The 16,213-nt window shown below is 68.6% G+C and carries 18 protein-coding genes; 5 read left to right on the top strand and 13 right to left on the bottom strand.

Annotated features, from left to right (window positions below):
• Positions 1-131: 131 nt before the first annotated feature.
• The 3 genes from EV653_RS37165 to EV653_RS37175 all read right to left on the bottom strand — a co-directional run bounded on the left by EV653_RS37165 (position 132) and on the right by EV653_RS37175 (position 2,116).
• Positions 132-374 carry a hypothetical protein gene (locus EV653_RS37165; RefSeq protein WP_134110614.1) on the bottom strand — a complete coding sequence of 81 codons (243 nt, stop codon included), beginning with the start codon at positions 372-374 and terminating at the stop codon, positions 132-134.
• Positions 375-524: 150 nt separating this feature from the next.
• Positions 525-1,361, bottom strand: a complete 837-nt coding sequence (locus EV653_RS37170; RefSeq protein ID WP_134110616.1) for a DUF4097 family beta strand repeat-containing protein — start codon at positions 1,359-1,361, stop codon at positions 525-527.
• On the bottom strand, positions 1,358-2,116 hold the full coding sequence (locus EV653_RS37175) for a hypothetical protein (protein WP_134110618.1): 759 nt from the start codon (positions 2,114-2,116) through the stop codon (positions 1,358-1,360). Before EV653_RS37175 ends, EV653_RS37170 begins: the two co-directional genes overlap by 4 nt.
• 111 nt (positions 2,117-2,227) lie before the next feature.
• Between EV653_RS37175 and EV653_RS37180 the strand changes: the two genes are divergently transcribed.
• Together EV653_RS37180 and EV653_RS37185 are read left to right on the top strand one after the other, a co-directional pair.
• Positions 2,228-3,022, top strand: coding sequence for an SDR family NAD(P)-dependent oxidoreductase (locus EV653_RS37180; protein WP_134110620.1), 795 nt, complete (start codon positions 2,228-2,230; stop codon positions 3,020-3,022).
• Between the two features lie 197 nt (positions 3,023-3,219).
• The gene (locus tag EV653_RS37185) at positions 3,220-5,352 is read left to right on the top strand and encodes a hypothetical protein (protein WP_134110622.1); all 2,133 of its coding nucleotides are present in this window, start codon (positions 3,220-3,222) and stop codon (positions 5,350-5,352) included.
• Here EV653_RS37185 and EV653_RS37190 read toward each other — a convergent pair.
• A complete protein-coding gene (locus EV653_RS37190) occupies positions 5,329-5,703 on the bottom strand; it encodes a hypothetical protein (RefSeq protein ID WP_134110624.1) in 375 nt (124 codons plus the stop codon). The genes EV653_RS37185 and EV653_RS37190 overlap by 24 nt on opposite strands.
• 111 nt (positions 5,704-5,814) lie before the next feature.
• On the opposite strand from EV653_RS37190, the gene EV653_RS37195 reads away from it, so the two are divergent.
• The gene (locus EV653_RS37195) at positions 5,815-8,316 is read left to right on the top strand and encodes a polysaccharide lyase family 8 super-sandwich domain-containing protein (RefSeq protein WP_134110626.1); all 2,502 of its coding nucleotides are present in this window, start codon (positions 5,815-5,817) and stop codon (positions 8,314-8,316) included.
• On the opposite strand, the gene EV653_RS37200 is transcribed toward EV653_RS37195, so the two are convergent.
• From EV653_RS37200 to EV653_RS37215, 4 genes are read right to left on the bottom strand one after another with little or no spacing between them, the layout of a single operon-like run.
• Positions 8,294-8,770, bottom strand: a complete 477-nt coding sequence (locus EV653_RS37200; RefSeq protein WP_134110628.1) for a MarR family winged helix-turn-helix transcriptional regulator — start codon at positions 8,768-8,770, stop codon at positions 8,294-8,296. The genes EV653_RS37195 and EV653_RS37200 overlap by 23 nt on opposite strands.
• 50 nt (positions 8,771-8,820) lie before the next feature.
• A complete protein-coding gene (locus EV653_RS37205; RefSeq protein WP_202871999.1) occupies positions 8,821-9,420 on the bottom strand; it encodes a DJ-1/PfpI family protein in 600 nt (199 codons plus the stop codon).
• A 40-nt stretch (positions 9,421-9,460) separates the two neighbouring features.
• Entirely contained in the window at positions 9,461-9,850 is a 390-nt protein-coding gene (locus tag EV653_RS37210; RefSeq protein ID WP_134110632.1) for a type II toxin-antitoxin system VapC family toxin, read from the bottom strand.
• Positions 9,851-10,084, bottom strand: a complete 234-nt coding sequence (locus tag EV653_RS37215) for a CopG family transcriptional regulator (protein WP_134110635.1) — start codon at positions 10,082-10,084, stop codon at positions 9,851-9,853.
• A 160-nt stretch (positions 10,085-10,244) separates the two neighbouring features.
• On the opposite strand from EV653_RS37215, the gene EV653_RS37220 reads away from it, so the two are divergent.
• Positions 10,245-10,607, top strand: coding sequence for a GNAT family N-acetyltransferase (locus EV653_RS37220; protein ID WP_238160700.1), 363 nt, complete (start codon positions 10,245-10,247; stop codon positions 10,605-10,607).
• Here EV653_RS37220 and EV653_RS37225 read toward each other — a convergent pair.
• From EV653_RS37225 to EV653_RS37240, 4 genes are read right to left on the bottom strand one after another with little or no spacing between them, the layout of a single operon-like run.
• On the bottom strand, positions 10,574-11,761 hold the full coding sequence (locus EV653_RS37225) for an MFS transporter (RefSeq protein WP_166679679.1): 1,188 nt from the start codon (positions 11,759-11,761) through the stop codon (positions 10,574-10,576). The two genes, EV653_RS37220 and EV653_RS37225, sit on opposite strands and share 34 nt — an antisense overlap.
• Entirely contained in the window at positions 11,758-12,771 is a 1,014-nt protein-coding gene (locus EV653_RS37230; protein WP_134110641.1) for a MerR family transcriptional regulator, read from the bottom strand. Before EV653_RS37230 ends, EV653_RS37225 begins: the two co-directional genes overlap by 4 nt.
• A gap of 34 nt (positions 12,772-12,805) precedes the next feature.
• Positions 12,806-13,315 carry an AAA family ATPase gene (locus tag EV653_RS37235; protein ID WP_238160728.1) on the bottom strand — a complete coding sequence of 170 codons (510 nt, stop codon included), beginning with the start codon at positions 13,313-13,315 and terminating at the stop codon, positions 12,806-12,808.
• A gap of 24 nt (positions 13,316-13,339) precedes the next feature.
• The gene (locus EV653_RS37240; protein WP_134110643.1) at positions 13,340-14,491 is read right to left on the bottom strand and encodes an anhydro-N-acetylmuramic acid kinase; all 1,152 of its coding nucleotides are present in this window, start codon (positions 14,489-14,491) and stop codon (positions 13,340-13,342) included.
• Between the two features lie 256 nt (positions 14,492-14,747).
• Here EV653_RS37240 and EV653_RS37245 point away from each other — a divergent pair, with 256 nt between their 5' ends.
• Positions 14,748-15,647 carry an endo-beta-N-acetylglucosaminidase H gene (locus EV653_RS37245; protein WP_166679680.1) on the top strand — a complete coding sequence of 300 codons (900 nt, stop codon included), beginning with the start codon at positions 14,748-14,750 and terminating at the stop codon, positions 15,645-15,647.
• On the opposite strand, the gene EV653_RS37250 is transcribed toward EV653_RS37245, so the two are convergent.
• A complete protein-coding gene (locus EV653_RS37250; RefSeq protein WP_134110646.1) occupies positions 15,644-16,159 on the bottom strand; it encodes a histidine phosphatase family protein in 516 nt (171 codons plus the stop codon). The genes EV653_RS37245 and EV653_RS37250 overlap by 4 nt on opposite strands.
• Between the last annotated feature and the right edge of the window lie 54 nt (positions 16,160-16,213).

Genomic DNA, 16,213 nt, shown 5'->3' on the forward strand with positions numbered 1-16,213 from the left:
TCCACAGGCGTTGCACCAAGCTGCAGCGTCCGGAGAATCTCAGCTCGTCCGGGCGAGTCCCAGACGCTGCAGCAGGTGATAGAGCGCGGCGGCAGTGCCGTTCAGCGGTACGCCGTTCTGCTTGACACCGTTCATCGGACGATCGAGAGCCCGGTCCGGCGGTGGCGGGGCTGCTGGTCGGCCAGGACCCGGGACGCGGGCTCGGCCAGGCGGCTGGGCTCCAGCCGGTCGGCCAGCCGGCGCAGTGCGCTGGCGAGGCCCTCGCGCGGGCTGGTGCGGTTCGCCTTGCGGTCGTGAAGCATGGCGCGGGCCTCGGCGGCGCGCAGCTGCTCGGCAACTCGGTAGCGGGCAACTTCCTGGTGTTCGGTGATCATGATCGTGTTCCCCTTCGGATAATTCCGGTGCAGTAGTGGTTTTCGGCAATGCTTCGCCCGGGTCCCGCCCCAGTCGGCGGGACCTTGATCGCTTACATCAACCCAACGAACCCGACCGCGCCGATCCGACGCGTGCGGCGTTACTCGGGGTCAGACCTTGTAGACCGTGATGTCGCCGGAGACGGTGCGGGCCCGGAGCATCAGGGCGCGCTCCCCCTCGGCCGGCTTCTCGCCGGGCTCGAGATCACAGCTGATCTGCCCGGTGACGGTCTTCAGGTCGAGGTACGTCGGGAGGCCTTCGGGCACCCCGATCTGGACATCGCCGCGGGCCGTCTCGGCCTGGACGCTCGGTCCGTCGGCGATCTCGACCCTGACGTCGCCGGAACCGGAGGTGGCGACCGAGTGGTCGCGGATCCGCTCGATGGTGATGTCACCCGAGCCGACCTTGACCGACGTGGGACCGTTGGCCTCGCCCACGGTGACGTCGCCGGAGCCGGTGCTCAGGCCGAGCGCGTCGCCGGCCTCGTCGATGTCGATCGAACCGGAGCCGGTGCTGGCCTTGACCGCGCCGTCGACCTGCTCGACCTTGACGTCACCGCTGCCGGTGTTGACACCCAGCTCGCCCTCGACCCGGGTCAGCTGTACGTCGCCGGAGCCGGTGGACAGTCGGGCCGGACCGAGCGGAACCTCGGAGGTGATGTCTCCGGAACCGGTCTTCACCCTGGCCTCGAGGACCGCCGAGGTGGCGATCCGGACCTGGATCTCCGGTCCGCGGCGGACGTTGCGCGGGCCCTCGATGATCAGCTCACCGTCGACGACCTCCACGATCACGTCCTCCTCCCGGCCCTGGTCGACCTCGATGGCGACCGCGGTCCCCGCACCGTCCGGGTTGGCCTTGAGCTCGACCAGGCCGGAGCCGATCTCGATCCGGATCCGCTCGATCCGATCGTTCTCGTCGTCAGTGATCTGCTGGCTGAAGCCGCTCATTCGACCCATCCCGTCATCCGTTGTCCCGGGCCGTGTCCGCTCTTGCGTCGTTCCTTGTCCTCGCGGCGCCGGTCGCGGTCGTCACGCCGGCGGTCGCGGTCCCGGCGGCTGCGCTCCGGGCCGAAGACGCCCTCGTCGCCGAAGGGTCCGTTCGGGCCGAACACGCCGTTCGGACCGAAGACACCGTCGGGGCCGAGCGGGCCGTTCGGGCCCAGCGGGCCTTCGGGACCGAAGACCGGACCGCGCGGCGGACGCGGCGGCCGGGGCGGACGCGAGCCGCCGCGGCGGCCACGGTCGCTCAGCTCGGTCATCACGGTGCGCATCAGCCACGCGTTCGAGGAGATGCCCTCGGCATTCGCGGCCTCGTCCACCTTGTTCTTGATCGACATCGGCAGCCGGAGCGTGATCCGTGCGGTCGGCTCGTCGGCGTCGAACACGAACTGCTCGCTCGCCTCCGCGTCGGCCTCGTCGTCGATGTCGTCGTCGGTCTCGTCCGGACCGGTCAGCTGGCTGGGCGCCGGCGTGACCACGAACTCAGGACGGCCACCGGCCATCCGGAGCTCGACCGAGCCCGGGGACAGCTCGCGGCTGATCTCCCCGGCGGCGTCGGACAGGGCTGAGATGAGGGCCAGGCGGCCCGCGTCATCCAGCGTTGCCCCGAGGCGCTGGGCCACGGAGCGGGTTTGCTCGTCGGCCAGGGCGGTGGCGTTCTCGACGCTCCGCCGCACCGACTCGAGGTAGTGGTCAAGTTCCATGACAGCAAGCATGACGTCATCGTGACGTCACTGTCAACCCCTTCTGATGTCAGGTCGTCGTCAGAGTGGCGGCACAGGCAGAATGACGTGCAGTCAACCAAGGGAGGATCCGTGTCCAGAGGGGTACTCATCACCGGCGCGTCCAGGGGCGTCGGCGCGGCCGCCGCGCAAGCGTTCGCACGAGCCGGCGACCGGGTCGTGCTGCACTGCCGCGGGGCGGTCGACCGCGCCGAGGAGATCCGGGCCGGACTGCCTGGCGACGGCCATGCGGTGATCGCCGCGGACCTCGGCGACGCGGCCGCAATCCCTGCCCTGGTTGACGAATCGGCCACCACGCTCGGACGGATCGACGTACTCGTCAACAACGCGGCGATGTTCGTCGACGAGCCGGTCGGCGGTTCGCGCCGGGTCGGCCACCCGCTGGCCGAGACGTCGTACGAGGAGTGGGTCGCGACCTGGCGCCGTACGTTGGCCGTCAACCTCGAGGGGGCGGCCCATGTGACATGGTGTGTGGCGCGGCAGATGCTCGACAAGAACCCGGCGGACGGCGTACGGCGGGGCGCGATCGTCAACGTCGGATCGCGCGGCGCCTATCGCGGCGAGCCGGATGTGCCCGCGTACGGCGCCTCGAAGGCCGGACTGCACTCGCTCGGGCAGTCGTTGGCGGCATCGTTGGCGCCACATGACATCAGCGTGACGTCAATCGCGCCCGGATTCATCGCCACGGACATGACCGAGAGCTTCCTGGCGGGTCCCGGCGGCGACGCGATCCGGGCGCAGAGCCCGTTCGACCGGGTCGCCACCGCCGAGGAGGTCGGCGACGCGATCTTCTGGCTCGCCTCACCGCAGGCGAACTGGGCGAGCGGAGCGGTCCTCGACTTCAACGGCGCGTCGTACCTGCACTGAACCGGCAACCTGTTGCCGATGGCCACGGACGTCCGCTGCACCCGTCTGAGCCCGGTCCCGTAACAGATCCTTGTTGGCTCAGTTATCTAGTAACAACGGGTGAGCTTCCGGATACCTGGAGAGGGGTCCGGACCGGTCAACCCGCCGTCCGGTGCACCCGTCCGTCGCCGGGCTCGTCGTACAACGGGAGCCTCTTCATGCGTTTCGCCCGCATCACCCTGGGCCTGCTGCTGTCGCTGGCAGGCCTGGTGGCCACCGTGGCCGGAGCCGTCGCCGCCTTCTGGCTGGTCGGTCCGGACAACACGATCTCGACCCCCAGCCGTGAGTTCGCCAGTTCGGGTCTCGCGGTCGTCACCGCGCCCACGCTGCTCGACCGGCACGGCCCGACGCTGCACGTCAACGCGTCCGGCGACAAGCCGCTGTTCGTCGGTATCGGGCAGGACCTCGACGTTCGCGACTATCTCGCCGGGTCGGCGCACACCCAACTGATCCGCTTCGAGCCGCCGGGCACGTTCGGCACGCAGGACCTGCGCGGCCGCAACGGCAAGCTGACGCCGCCCGGCCAGCTCGACTGGTGGGTCGCGCAGTCGGCCTCCGGCTCGCAGTCGCTGAGCTGGCCCATGCAGGACGGCCGGTACGAGGTCGTCGTGATGAACGCGGACGGCACCCCGGCCGTCGGAGCGCACGTGAGCTTCGGGGTGCAGATGCACCGGCTCTTCGGTATTTGCCTGCTGGTCTTGGGTGCGGGTGTCTTGGTGCTGGCGCTGGGGCTGGCGCTGATGTTCCGTCGCCCGAAGGTCGCGGTCGCGGCTGACGCCGAGGCGACGACCGAGATCCCGCTGCCCGTCACCTCGCGCATCCCGGTCCTGGTTCCAGTCGCAGCCAGTACGTCGGACGCCAACGAGCCGGCGTACCGGGTGTCGCCATTCGCGCCTGAGCGGGTCAGCCCGTTCGCCACTACCCAGCCGAAGCCCCCGGCCGCCAAGCCGAAGCCGGCAACGCCCGCTCCGATCAAGCCGACGCCGCTGCCGGCCGCGCCGATGTTCATGTCGGCCGCGGCTGTCGCCCGGGCCAAGTCGCCGGCCCTGATCGGCGCCGGCGCCTCCCAGCAGCCCGAGTCGCCGCTGTACGCCGAACCGGTGGACCGCACCGGGACCATCGAGCACGCCGAGACCGTCCAGAGCACCGAAACTGTCGAGCACGCGGAGACCGTCCAGCACACCGAGACGATCGAGCGCACCGAGACCGTCGAGCGCACCGAGACCGTGGAGCGCACCGAGACCGTCGAGCCGGAGACCGTTCCGCTCGCCGCGTCGCCCGAGTTCGAGAAGAGCGACGAGGCGGTCCGCCGTACGGCCGCCCTGCTGGCCAGCGGTGCTTTGTTGCTGACGACAACGAGCTGCGGTCTGATGCCGCCGAAGAACAGCCTGGCCGCGCCGGACAGCCGTCCGGCCGTCACGCTCGCCGACGCACAGGCCGTCGTCCAGCGCTACAACCAGCTCAACAACCAGGCGAACCGGACACGCGACGCCAAGCTCTCCGCGACGATCGAGGGCAACCCGACGCTCGCGCAGACCCAGGCGGGCTTCGCGATCGGGCGCAAGCTCGATGCCGCCGGCAAGGACGTCTCGAAGCCGTTCAGCTACACCGACCCGGAGATCGGCGCACCGCAGTTCGCGTCGTACCCGATGCGGTTCGTGGTCAGCTCGGGCGTCTCCAATGCGCCGGGCAACCGGCAGCTCGGCGTCTGGCAGCGGCAGAACGCCGGCAGCCCGTGGCTGTTGACTCACTCGGTCTACCCGCCGAAGGGGGTCGAGTTGCCGTCGGTCGACGGTATGCGCACGCCGGAGAAGAGCGACCTGAAGAAGCTGCAGAGTCAGCCGGCAACAGTCGCGAAGGACCTCGCGGCGTACCTGAGCGGCGGCCCGAACGCGCCGCAGTCGAAGCTGTTCACGCCGTCACCCGCCCTCTCGAGCCTGCGCAAGCTGCGTGCGACGTCGAAGGCCAATGACACCGCGGAGCCGTACATCGCGAGCGTGACCGACGCGTTCGCAGCGTCCGGCGAGCCGCTGACCTTCATCACGTCGTCCGGCGACGCACTGGTGTTCCTCACGCTCACCGAGCAGTATCTGCAGCGTGTCGAGCCGGGCTCGAACGCGTACTGGACCAGCGGCGAGGCGACCGCCTTCAGCAGCATGGTCAAGTACACGCAGAGCCTGCACCAGGACTACCTCCACCAGGTCGCCCTGGTCATCCCCACCAAGTCCACCGACGAAGCAGTCCGCGTCCTCTCCATCGACCCCCAACTAATCGGCGCCGGCGGGTCCTGACATCAGCCACCGCCATCGCGGCTGCTCAGTCACCACACAGGCAGCCGCGAGCACGCTGACGACCACCGCGACGATGACCGGCCACGCGAACCACGCGGCCACGACGGCGGCGACCAGTTGCAGCAGCACCAGCAAGACGGTGACGACGCCAGGCACCGGTACGACGACGCGCGGCTTGTCGCCCGGCGTCTGGAAGATCGTCGGCAGGCCGATGAGCACGACGACCGAGGCGATCGCCAGCAGGATCGAATGCGGCGCGAGCGCCCACGGTGTACCGATCCAGGCGATCAACTCGGTGGCAAAGCGGAGCGCTGAGGCAAGGCGACTGTCCGGCGCGGTCTGCGTGGTCACGGCGGAACGATGTCATATCTCGTTGAGAAGTCAGTGGCAAGCGGTTGCCGGAAGATAGTTCCGGCTGATTGACTCTCGGGGTGAGGTTTTTCCCACCGCCTGGGAGTTTCAGTGGATATCACCCGTCGCCGCCTGCTGTCCTTCGTTCCCGCCACCGCCCTGTTGACCGCGGTCAACCCGGCTCCGGCCGCCCGTGCTGACGGGCGGACGGTGAGCGCCGAGCCCGGTCAGTTGCTGGCCAATGCGATCGCGATCTACGCCGGTACGGCGGAATCGAACGCGCGCGCCGAGGTCGCCGCGAAGGTCGCCTCGATCGACAGCACGGCGCGGACCTGGTTGGCCGCGCTCGACCGCGCCGGTGCCGGCGAGCTGTTCGCCGGCCTGCCCCTGGGCACGAGCGATCCGAACCTCAGCTCGTCGTACCAGCACCTCTACGAGATCGCGCTCGCCTTCCGCCGGCCCGGTCCGGCATCCGACCTGCAGGGCAACGAGCAGGTGCGCGCCAGGATCGCGGAGAAACTGCTCTGGCTGCACGAGAACTATTACGGCGACCAGTCGAAGGGCTACTACGGCAACTGGTTCACCTGGGAGATCGGCATCTCGACGTTCGTGTCGAAGACGCTCGCGCTGATCGACGCCCCGACCGACCTGATCACGCAGTACGTCGCCTCGATGGACGCGTACCTGCGCAACGGGAAGGACGGGGACGTCGACCTCGACTCGCGCTTCCACACCGGCGCGAACCTCGTCGACATCACCGCGAACCGCGTACTCCAGGGCGCCCTGCTGAACGACGACGCGCGGATCCGGAAGGCGCTGCAGGACCAGTTCACGGTCTTCGCGACGATCGACCCGTACAACCTCCAGCACGACGTCACCGACGGGTACTACGCGGACGGCTCGTTCATCCAGCACGCGTCGGTCGCGTACACGGGTTCGTACGGAAAGGGCCTGCTCAGCCGGGTCGTGCAGACGATCAAGACACTCGCGGGGACCGACTACGCGCAGGGTGGCGACCTGGTCGGCGTGGTGCAGGGCTGGGTCGAGGACGGGTTCGCGCCGCTGATCTTCGAGGGCTGGATGATGGAGATCGTCAAGGGTCGCGCGGTCTCGCGGACGGCGACCGGGTACGACGACGTCGCGGTCGTCGTCGAGGCGATCGTCGACCTGGCCGACTACGCGACCGGCGTGGATGCCCTGCGCCTGAAGGCGTTCGCGAAGTTCACCGCGCGGCCCACGATCAACCTGAACTCGTTCGTCTCGCCGGTCAGCATCGGCCGGTTCGCGGATCTGAAGAACGATCCCGCCATCGTCCCGGCTGACCTGAATCCCGAGGCGAGTACGACGGCCTTCAACGCCATGGACCGGACCGTGCATCGACGGCCCGGGTACGCGTTCGCGGTCGCGCGGAACTCGCAGCGGATCAGCAAGTACGAGTACATGAGCGGCGAGAACCTGATGCCATGGTTCCAGGGCGACGGCGCGCACTACCTCTACCTGGCGGGCGAGGACCAGACGAAGTCGTTCGGCATCGACTACTACACGACGGTCTCGCCGTACGCGCTCGGCGGCGTGACGGCGCCGGTCGAGACGCGCAAGACGGTGCCGGAGCTGTACGGGACGGCGTACTACGACAATCCGCCGACCTTCACCGCGTCGTCGGAGTCGCAGAACACCTACGTGTACTTCCCGAGCGGCACCAACGTCCACTCCGGCGGCGCGACCCTCGACGCGTACGGCGCGGTCGGCTGGATGCAGTCGGACGATTTCGCGTACGCGTCGCGCGCGAGCCTGCCGGACGACTTCGTGGTCTACAAGAACGCGTCGGCGACCAAGTCGTGGTTCCTCCTCGACGACGAGGTCGTCGTACTCGCGGCCGGCGTCGGCGACGCGACCCGCGCGGTCACAACCACCCTCGACACCCGCATCGCCGGCGCAACCGACCCTGTCACGATCACCGGCGTACGTCGCGACGGCCGCCCGTGGACCGGCTCCGGCACGGTCACCCCACGATGGCTCCGGTACGCCAACAGCACGGCCTCCATCGGCTACCACTTCCTCCAGCCGACCGAGCTTTCAGTCGATGTGCAGGCGATCACCCGGAGCCGGCGCGTCGTACGCACGTCCAACCCGGACACCGCGATCACCAAACAGGTCTTCGCTCTCACCGCCACCCAACCCGCCGGCGCCAACGGATCCTTGGCTTACGCATTGGTGCCTAACGCAACAGAGTCCGCGCTGAAGGCGTACCAGCACAACCGGATCCTGACCCTTGCCAACACCGTTAAAGTGCAGGCGATCCAGCACCTGGGCCTGCGCCTGACGGCTGCCAACACCTTCACCCCCGGAGCTCACAACCTTCCCGGGCTCACGATCGACGGTCCAGCGTCGCTGCTCCTCCGCCGTCAATCGTCGAGCGTGCAGGTTGCGGTGTCCGATCCGACGGCGCAGCGCGACACGATCACCCTCAACCTCTGGGCGCAGTACCTTAAGCCCGCGACGCCCGTACCAGGCGTTCAGGTGACGCGGACACTCACCGGCACGCGACTGACCTTCACCACCCGCCACACCTACGGGAGCAGTCTGGCGATCAAGCTTCTTCCAGCTTGGTGATGATCGCCTGCATGGTGGCGAGCGTCGTCCGGAGGTCGTCGAGGTCGACGGCCTTCGCGAGCTGCGACGTCCACGGGTGCTGGGCGACCGCGATCTGGCGGATCGCCCAGTAGCCGGCCTCGGTGCAGGCGAGCAGCTTCGCGCGCCGGTGGGCCGGGTTCGGTCGGTACTCCGCCAGCCTGCGCTCCACAAGCAGGTCCGCGATGCGCTGCACACCCTGCCGGCTGACGCCCATGATCCGGCCGACGTCGGCGACCGACCGCGGCTCGTCGAGCACCCCGCCCAGCACCTGCCACCACGCAGCCGTCAGGCCGCCGTGCGCAGCGAGGTCCTGGGCGGCCTCCATCAGCCGCGCGTTCAGCCGGAAGGTGGCGAGGACGACATCCGTCAACACCGCACCACCTTCCGACTGTTTCGTCGGCTTCGGCCACTCTTCCCGAGGTGGAACCGTCATCCGACCATCATCGGGTACGCCGGTCCGCGCCAGCCGAACCGGCTCTCGCGTCATCCCACCAGTACCGCGTACGCCGCGGGGTCGGCGCGATGGAACACGCCTTCGTACGCATCCAGCTTTCGCTCGTCCGCCAGCTCGAGCCGCTGCAACACCGCCCGCGCGAACTGCACCGGCGAGTCCGGCCCCGCCGTGATCAGGTCCCCACCGACAACAGCCCGCTCGTCGACGTAGTTGCCGACGCCCTGGTATCCGGTCGCCTGCAGATACTCCTTCGCGGCACTCGTGTGCTTGCGCTCATCCAGCAGCCCCGCCCGAGCGAGCCCAGCAGTCGCGCCGCAGATAGCCGCCACCGGCACCGATGCCTCGAGGAACCGCGCCGCCAACTTCGCGAACGCGTCCCCACCCCCGTTGTCCCACTGCCCCGACCCAGCCAGCACCAGCAGGTCACCCGTATCCGGCTCGACGTCGGCAATCGTCACGTCCGGCACGACCCGCATCCCACCCATGGTCACCACCGGCTCCAGCGACTCCCCCACCGTCACCACAGCCCACGGCACCCCGGTAAACCGCCCCGTCCGCAACTCCACCACCAGGTGCCCGATCTCCCAATCCGCCAACGTCTCATAAACCGCCACATAAGCTGTCCTCATAGACAACATGCTGTCATTTAGACAACATATTGTCAATGAGTCAGGTAGGTGCGTCGACAGTCAGGCCGGCTGCTCGGGCCGCGTCGGCGAGGCGTTTGTCGTAGGTGACGAAGGCGGTGAGCGGCTGGATGCGGAGGGCGGTCGCGAGGTGGATAGCATCCAGGCTCCGCACGGTCGCCGGCCGAACGGTCTGCGCGAGAATCCGCGTACCTACATCCAGGTCGACGAGGTCGATGAGATCCAGGACCAGATGCAGTCGAGACACCGCGTGAGGAGCGTGCCGGGCCAAGGCCCGGAACGACTCGATCTCGGCGAGGACGGAGCTCACCCAACCCACCTCGGCCCGCTCGTCCAGCCAGTCACGGAGAGCCTGCGATTCGGTCTCGGCGTGGACCAGCTTCACGATCGCGGCCGAGTCGAGGTAGATCATTCAGCGCTCACCGTCCCGGTCCTGGGACAGCTCGCCCCCGACGTCGATGCCATCCGGCTCGCCGAGCGGCATTCGCAGTACGGCTCGGCGCATCTCCGCGGCCCGCTCCCGGCGGGACGCCGCCTCGAGCACCGCTTGTCTGATGACCGCCGAGCGCGAACGCCCGCCCTGCGTCAGCACCGCCAGCGCATGCTCGGTCTCCGCGTCGGTACGAATCGTGATCGTGTCCGCCATACCACCAGCGTAAGACGATCTGTCTTACGAAACCAGAAATTGGATGGTTGGAAGGTGGGTCTACTGGAAGGGTGAGGGGATGGGTGTGCGGGAGTTGGCGGTGGAGGACTGGAGGCGGCTGTGGCCCTTGGTGAAGGGGTTCGGGACTGAGTTTTCGGAGGTGGAGTCGCGGGGGTTCTTCGAGGAATTGGTGGAGGATCCGCGGTGGGTGGCGTTGGGGTACGACGATGCTGGGGAGCTGATTGGCTATGCCGTGGTGCAGGACTACGGGACGCACTTGCGGGCGGGGCGGAGACATCACGGGCGGTTGCACGATCTGTACGTCATGCCGGGGCGGCGGCGCGGTGGGGTTGGGCGGGCGTTGATGGATGCGGTCGCGGAGTGGGCGTCGACGCGGGTCCGGCATCTCGAGTGGCAGGGCCATCACGAGCGGGCGGCGCCGTTCTACGAGAAGCTGGGGTATCGCGGTGAGCCGTGTCCGCAGCCGGACTACCCGACCTTCGAGATCGACTTCGGCAGGTAGGCGCGGACCTGGAGGAGGCCGGCGAGTGCGGTCGCGGCGGCGAGGATGAGCGCACGGTGTACGTCGAGCGTGGCGAGGAGATTCGTCGACACGATCAGCGGAAGGGTCTGCACCAACGACAGCAGCGACTGAAGCCGAGTCAGATGCGATGTCGGCGTACTGCGAACGAACACCGGCGCAAGGTGGGACGTGAAGAGCCCGATACCGACGCCCTGGAGAAGAGTCGCGCCGACCGCCAGGGAGACGGACGGCGCCACCACGAGACCCGAGATCCCGAGCGCGGCGAGAAGGCACCCGACGCCGCCCGCCAGTTCGGCGCGCTCGAACGTGCCGAACCGGGCGACCAGGATCGTCACGACCAGCCCACCACAAACGTTGCCCGCCACAACAAATCCTGCTTGCCCGGCCGCCCAGCCGTGCGATCGGGCGAGCAACGGAATGCACAACGACGTGACCGGCAGAACGAATGCTGCGACCAATGCCACCACAGCCAGAACCATCCGCAGCACAGGATCCCCAGCAGCAACCCGCAACCCATCCAGCGCCTCGCGGACAACGGAACGGACGACGGAACGGCCGACGCGGCCCGCTGGGTTCACGTCGTACGGCGGCCTGAGCATGAACAGCACGAGGAACTGCACCGCGAACGTCAGCCCGTCGAGCATCAGCGCCCCGACCAGCCCGACCGTCGCAACGAGCAACCCACTGAGCGGTCCGCCGGCCAGCGTGATGAGCTGCGTGGCCGACGTGCGCAGAGCCATTGCCCTAGGCAACTGATCGTCCGCCACGAACAGCCGCGGCAGCACCCCCGCCGCCGGCAGCGCGAAGGCATCAACCGTCCCGACAGCCACCGCCGTCAGCAACAGCAGACCGGCCGCAGTCCCACGGATCCCGACCACCGCGGCCAGCAGGAAGCAGCACGTGCCGACGATCGCGCTGCAGGCGAGCAGCAGCCGGCGCGGACCGATCCGGTCGCCAAGGACGCCACCGAGCAGGAGCAGTACGGCACGCGGCAGGGTGAACCCGGTCAGCACCAGCGCGGCGACCTGCGGGCCGATGCCCGTCGCCGCCCAACCGAGCGCGAAGAACAGCGCGGTGTCGCCGAGTACCGAGAGAGTCGATCCTGCCAGCCAGCCGTAGTACGACCGCGTCACCCGTCCAGCCGGACGGGCATAACGAGCGTGGTGAACGTGCCCTGGTCGGCCGACCGTACGACGACCGGTCGCGCCGGCTCGCAGATCTCGAGCAGCACGTCCGGCCCGACACTCGTCTCCAGCGCGGCGGCGAGCATACTCGCGGTGAGCCCGACCCGCACCGCCCCGGACCCGATCGCGTCGAGCTTCACCTCGTCGCCGATCGACAGGCTCCCGGAGTCGATGTCAAAGGCAACAACATCCCGCCCGACCAGGGCGTCGAGCAGCTGGACCCGATCCACCACCACCCGGCAGACCGGCGGCGTCAACCCGTCGAGAATCTGCTGGTACGCCGGATACTCCGCATCAACCACGGCCAGCTCACGCGACTCGTCACCCCGCACCAGCACGAGCCCGCCGTCGACCTCGACCCGCACAACATCCCCTGCCGCGGCCCACCGACTCACCTGCGCGAGCTCGTCCGCCCGTACCAGGACGCGCCCGGCCACCCCACCGAATTCCACCGGCCGAACCGTCCGCACCGCCAGCCGATAGCGATCGGTCGCCACGAACGTGATCTCGTCGGGCGAGAACTCGATCAGCACACAGTCCAGGCCGGGGTACTCAGCTGTCGCGGCCGCGGTCGGCGAGACCTGGCGGATCGCGCTGGCAAGTTCAGGTCCACCCAGGGCTGCTGTCGTTTGGTGCGAGAGGAGCTGAGTGAGGAGGCGGGTGGCAGCCTCCCGGGTGGCAGTCGACTTGGCTTCGAGCGTGCGGAGATGGGAGCGGACGAGGTCGGCAACGTCGGCAGGGTCGGCATCCAGCGCGATGCGGACCTCTGGGAGCGGGAGGTCGATCTCGCGCAGGTCGCGCAGCAGCCGAGCCCTGGTTTGTTGCGACCTGTCGTAGTACCGATAACCGTTCGCCGCGTCCACAAAAGCAGGCGGCAGCAGCCCGCAGTCGTCGTAGAACCGCAGGGCGCTCGGGGCCAGCCCCACTACCCGCGCAAACTCACTGATCGTCAGCCTCATGGGCCCGACCCTGATCCCTGAACCAACTCGAAGGTCAACTCCGGAGCCGGCCCCACAGGTTGAGGGTCTTACCGAAGCGTTCACCGCGGATCCAGTCGAGGATGCTGCGGGCGACGCGGTCGGGCGAGAGGTCGCCGCGGACCGAGCGCGGGACCCGGGTCCGGAGTTCGGCCGCGTCGGCGAGGGCGTCGGCGATCTGGTCCTCGGCCCAGCCGCGGAGCGCGAGCCGTTTGCGGCGAATGGCGTCCGGACAGTCCAGGTGCAGCCAGCGGCCCTCGGGCAGCTCGGCCGGCAGCAGCGGGGAGAGCAGCAGCACCGGAATCCCGGATCGCCTGATCAGCTCGGTGATCCGCAACCAGAGCGCGTTGTACGCCGGCCAGATCGGCGCCGCCGTCGGACTGGCGATGTCGATCCCGAGCAGCCGTCCGTTGTCGTCCAGCAGCTCGTCCATGTCCATCACGACCAGGTTCCCCGGGCTGAGCCGCACCAGCTCCGGCACCACCGTCGTCTTCCCCGACCCGGGTGCTCCCGTCACCACGAACATCCTCGTCACAGCACTAGTGTGCGGTCACTGGACCAGAAGGCGCATTGGAGGTCGTGCCTCGCCCGAAATCGTCGGTAGTCCGCTCAGCCCGGGCGTGACCGAGCCGAGCACGCTGGAGTGCCTGGCGCCGGTGCAACTCGGCACGGTCCCGCCGAGGCCGTGCACACTCAGGAACCCGAGGACGGCGAACGCGTACGCCTCCTTCGCCGCCGACGGCATGCCCAGCTCGTCCGTGGTCCGCACCGGAATCTCCAACTCGTCCGCCAGCAGATGCATCAGCGCCGGGTTCTGGATCCCGCCTCCCGATGCGACCACCTCGGTCCCGCCGTACCTCCGCACGGCGTCGGCGACCGTCCGAGCGGTCAGCGTGGTCACAGTGGCGACCAGGTCCTCCGCCGGGATCTCCGGTAGCCCCTCCATCGCCTTGGCAACGTAGGCGAGGTTGAACAGCTCCTTGCCCGTCGACTTCGGCGCCGGCCGCGCGTAGTACGGCTCGGCCAGCAGCCGGGCGAGCAGCTCCTCGTGTACCTGACCCCGCGCCGCCATCACCCCGTCGGCGTCGAACGGCTGCCCGGTCAGCTCCGTCACCACGGCGTCGATCAGCGCGTTCGCCGGACCGGTGTCGAAGGCAACCGGCTCGCCGTGGACGACGGTGATGTTCGCGATCCCCCCGAGATTCAGAGCGACCGGTACGCCGGGACGCCCGCGCAACCACAGCACGTCGATGATGCTGACCAGCGGCGCACCCTGCCCGCCCGCCGCCACGTCCCGCGCCCGCAGGTCCGACACCACCGGTACCCCCGTCGCCTCGGCGATCCACGCCGGCTGCCCGAGCTGCAGCGTCCCGCGCACAATTCCGTTGTCGACCCAGTGGAACACCGTCTGCCCGTGCGAGACGATCAGGTCGGCGTACCCACCGCAGAGCTGCTCAACCGCCTGCTGAGCCACCGCGGCGAACGCCTGCCCGATCCCGGTGTCGAGCCGGCAGACCTGCTCGACCGTCGTCGATGCCGGTGGCAACGACGCCGCGACCGCAGCCCGCAACTCCGGCGGATACGGCTGGCTGAGCATGCCCAGCGGCGTCAGCACCAACACGTCGCCGTCCAGCCGCAGGTCCGCGGCAGCGGCGTCGATCGCGTCGTACGACGTCCCGGACATCAGCCCGATCACTCGCATATCAACTCCCGTCGATGGCGGTCGAAGCGTCCATCTTCATCCACAACCCCGCCACGCCGCGACCCGGGCGGGGCAAGCCTTCCGGTCCTACCGTGAACTCTTGACACCGGGTTTCGCCGGATCGATGATCGGTGTCGCTATACCGGTTTATCTCCTGCCGCCGCCTCGGCTCTCGCCCGAGCGGCGACCGGTACTTAACCGATATAGCGACACCGCCCACCTTTGACGAGGAGTCGATCGGATGAGTTCATCGCTCATGAAACGAAGGACCCTGTTGTCAGCCCTGGCCGCCGGTACCGCCGCGGCCGCCACCGGTGCCGCGCTGCCCGCCGAGGCCGCGACCAAGCGCCGCCGCGCGCAGAAGACCGGTCCGGTCACCGTCGCGTACATCGAGGTCAACAACTACAGCATGCTCAGCGCCGGCAAGTACACGCTCGCGAACGGCGGCGCGCAGGTGATCGACGTCGCGGTGATCTTCGCGGCGAACATCAACTATGACGGCTCGAACGCGTACCTGTTCTTCAACGACCAGGTGACCAACGTCCTGAACAACGTCGCCACCCAGGTCCGCCCGCTGCAGCAGAAGGGCATCAAGGTCCTGCTGTCGGTCCTGGGCAACCACCAGGGCGCCGGCTTCGCGAACTTCCCGAACCAGGCGGCCGCCGACGCGTTCGCGCAGCAGCTCGCCGACGCGGTCAACCAGTACGGCCTGGACGGCATCGACTTCGACGACGAGTACGCGGAGTACGGCAACAACGGCACCGGTCAGCCCAACGACTTCTCGTTCGTCTACCTGGTCCAGGCCCTCCGCGCCAAGCTCCCGAACAAGCTGATCACGCTGTACGACATCGGCCCCGCGGCGGACCGCCTCACCTACAACGGCCAGAGCATCGCGGAGACCTTCAACTACGCCTGGAATCCGTACTACGGCACCTGGGGCGTCCCGAGCGGACCGAGCGAGAAGTCCCGCCTCTCGCCGGCCGCCGTCTCCTACACCGACACCAGCTCGTCGACCGCCGCGAGCCTCGCCCAGCGAACGGTCAGCGAGGGGTACGGCGTCTTCCTGACGTACAACCTGACCGAGTCCGACACGTCGTCGTACATGTCGGCCTTCACCAAGAAGCTGTACGGCAGCGCGACCGTCTACACGCTTTAGACCCGGTACTCCCAGCCCGGCTGCCAGTTGAACGGGGAGACGATCAGCTCCTCCATCGAAGCGCGACCGCCGAGGAGGTGCTCGAGGGCCCACCGGTTCGCCGAGTGCGCGACCACGAGCACCACCCGGCCGTCGTACCAGCGCTTGGCGTCCTCGAGGAAGGAACGGGTCAGCTCGACGACGTCGGTGTAGCTCTGACCGCCGGGGAACGGACTGTGGACGCGCTTGACCCTCGGGTCGAGCGCGTCCACGGGTGCGCCGTTCAGCTGGCCGTAGTTGCACTCGCGCAACCGCCAGTCCTGCAGATGCGGCACGGTCAGGCCGGACAGCTCGACGGTCTGTACTGCACGACGCAGGTCGGAGCTGAACACCACGTCGACATCTTGTCGGCGCGGCCCGAGCTCAGCCGCGAGCCGCCGCCCCTCGTCGGACAGCTCACCGGGCAGCCAACCGGTCGCGATCCCGCGTTCGTTGTCGACAGTGATCGAGTGGGTCTCGTAAATCAGCTTCATACCTCACAGTCAATCTCCCTTTGACCTCGTTACCGGCGGGTATATACTCAAGTT

The organism is Kribbella pratensis (assembly GCF_004365355.1).
Lineage (GTDB): Bacteria > Actinomycetota > Actinomycetes > Propionibacteriales > Kribbellaceae > Kribbella.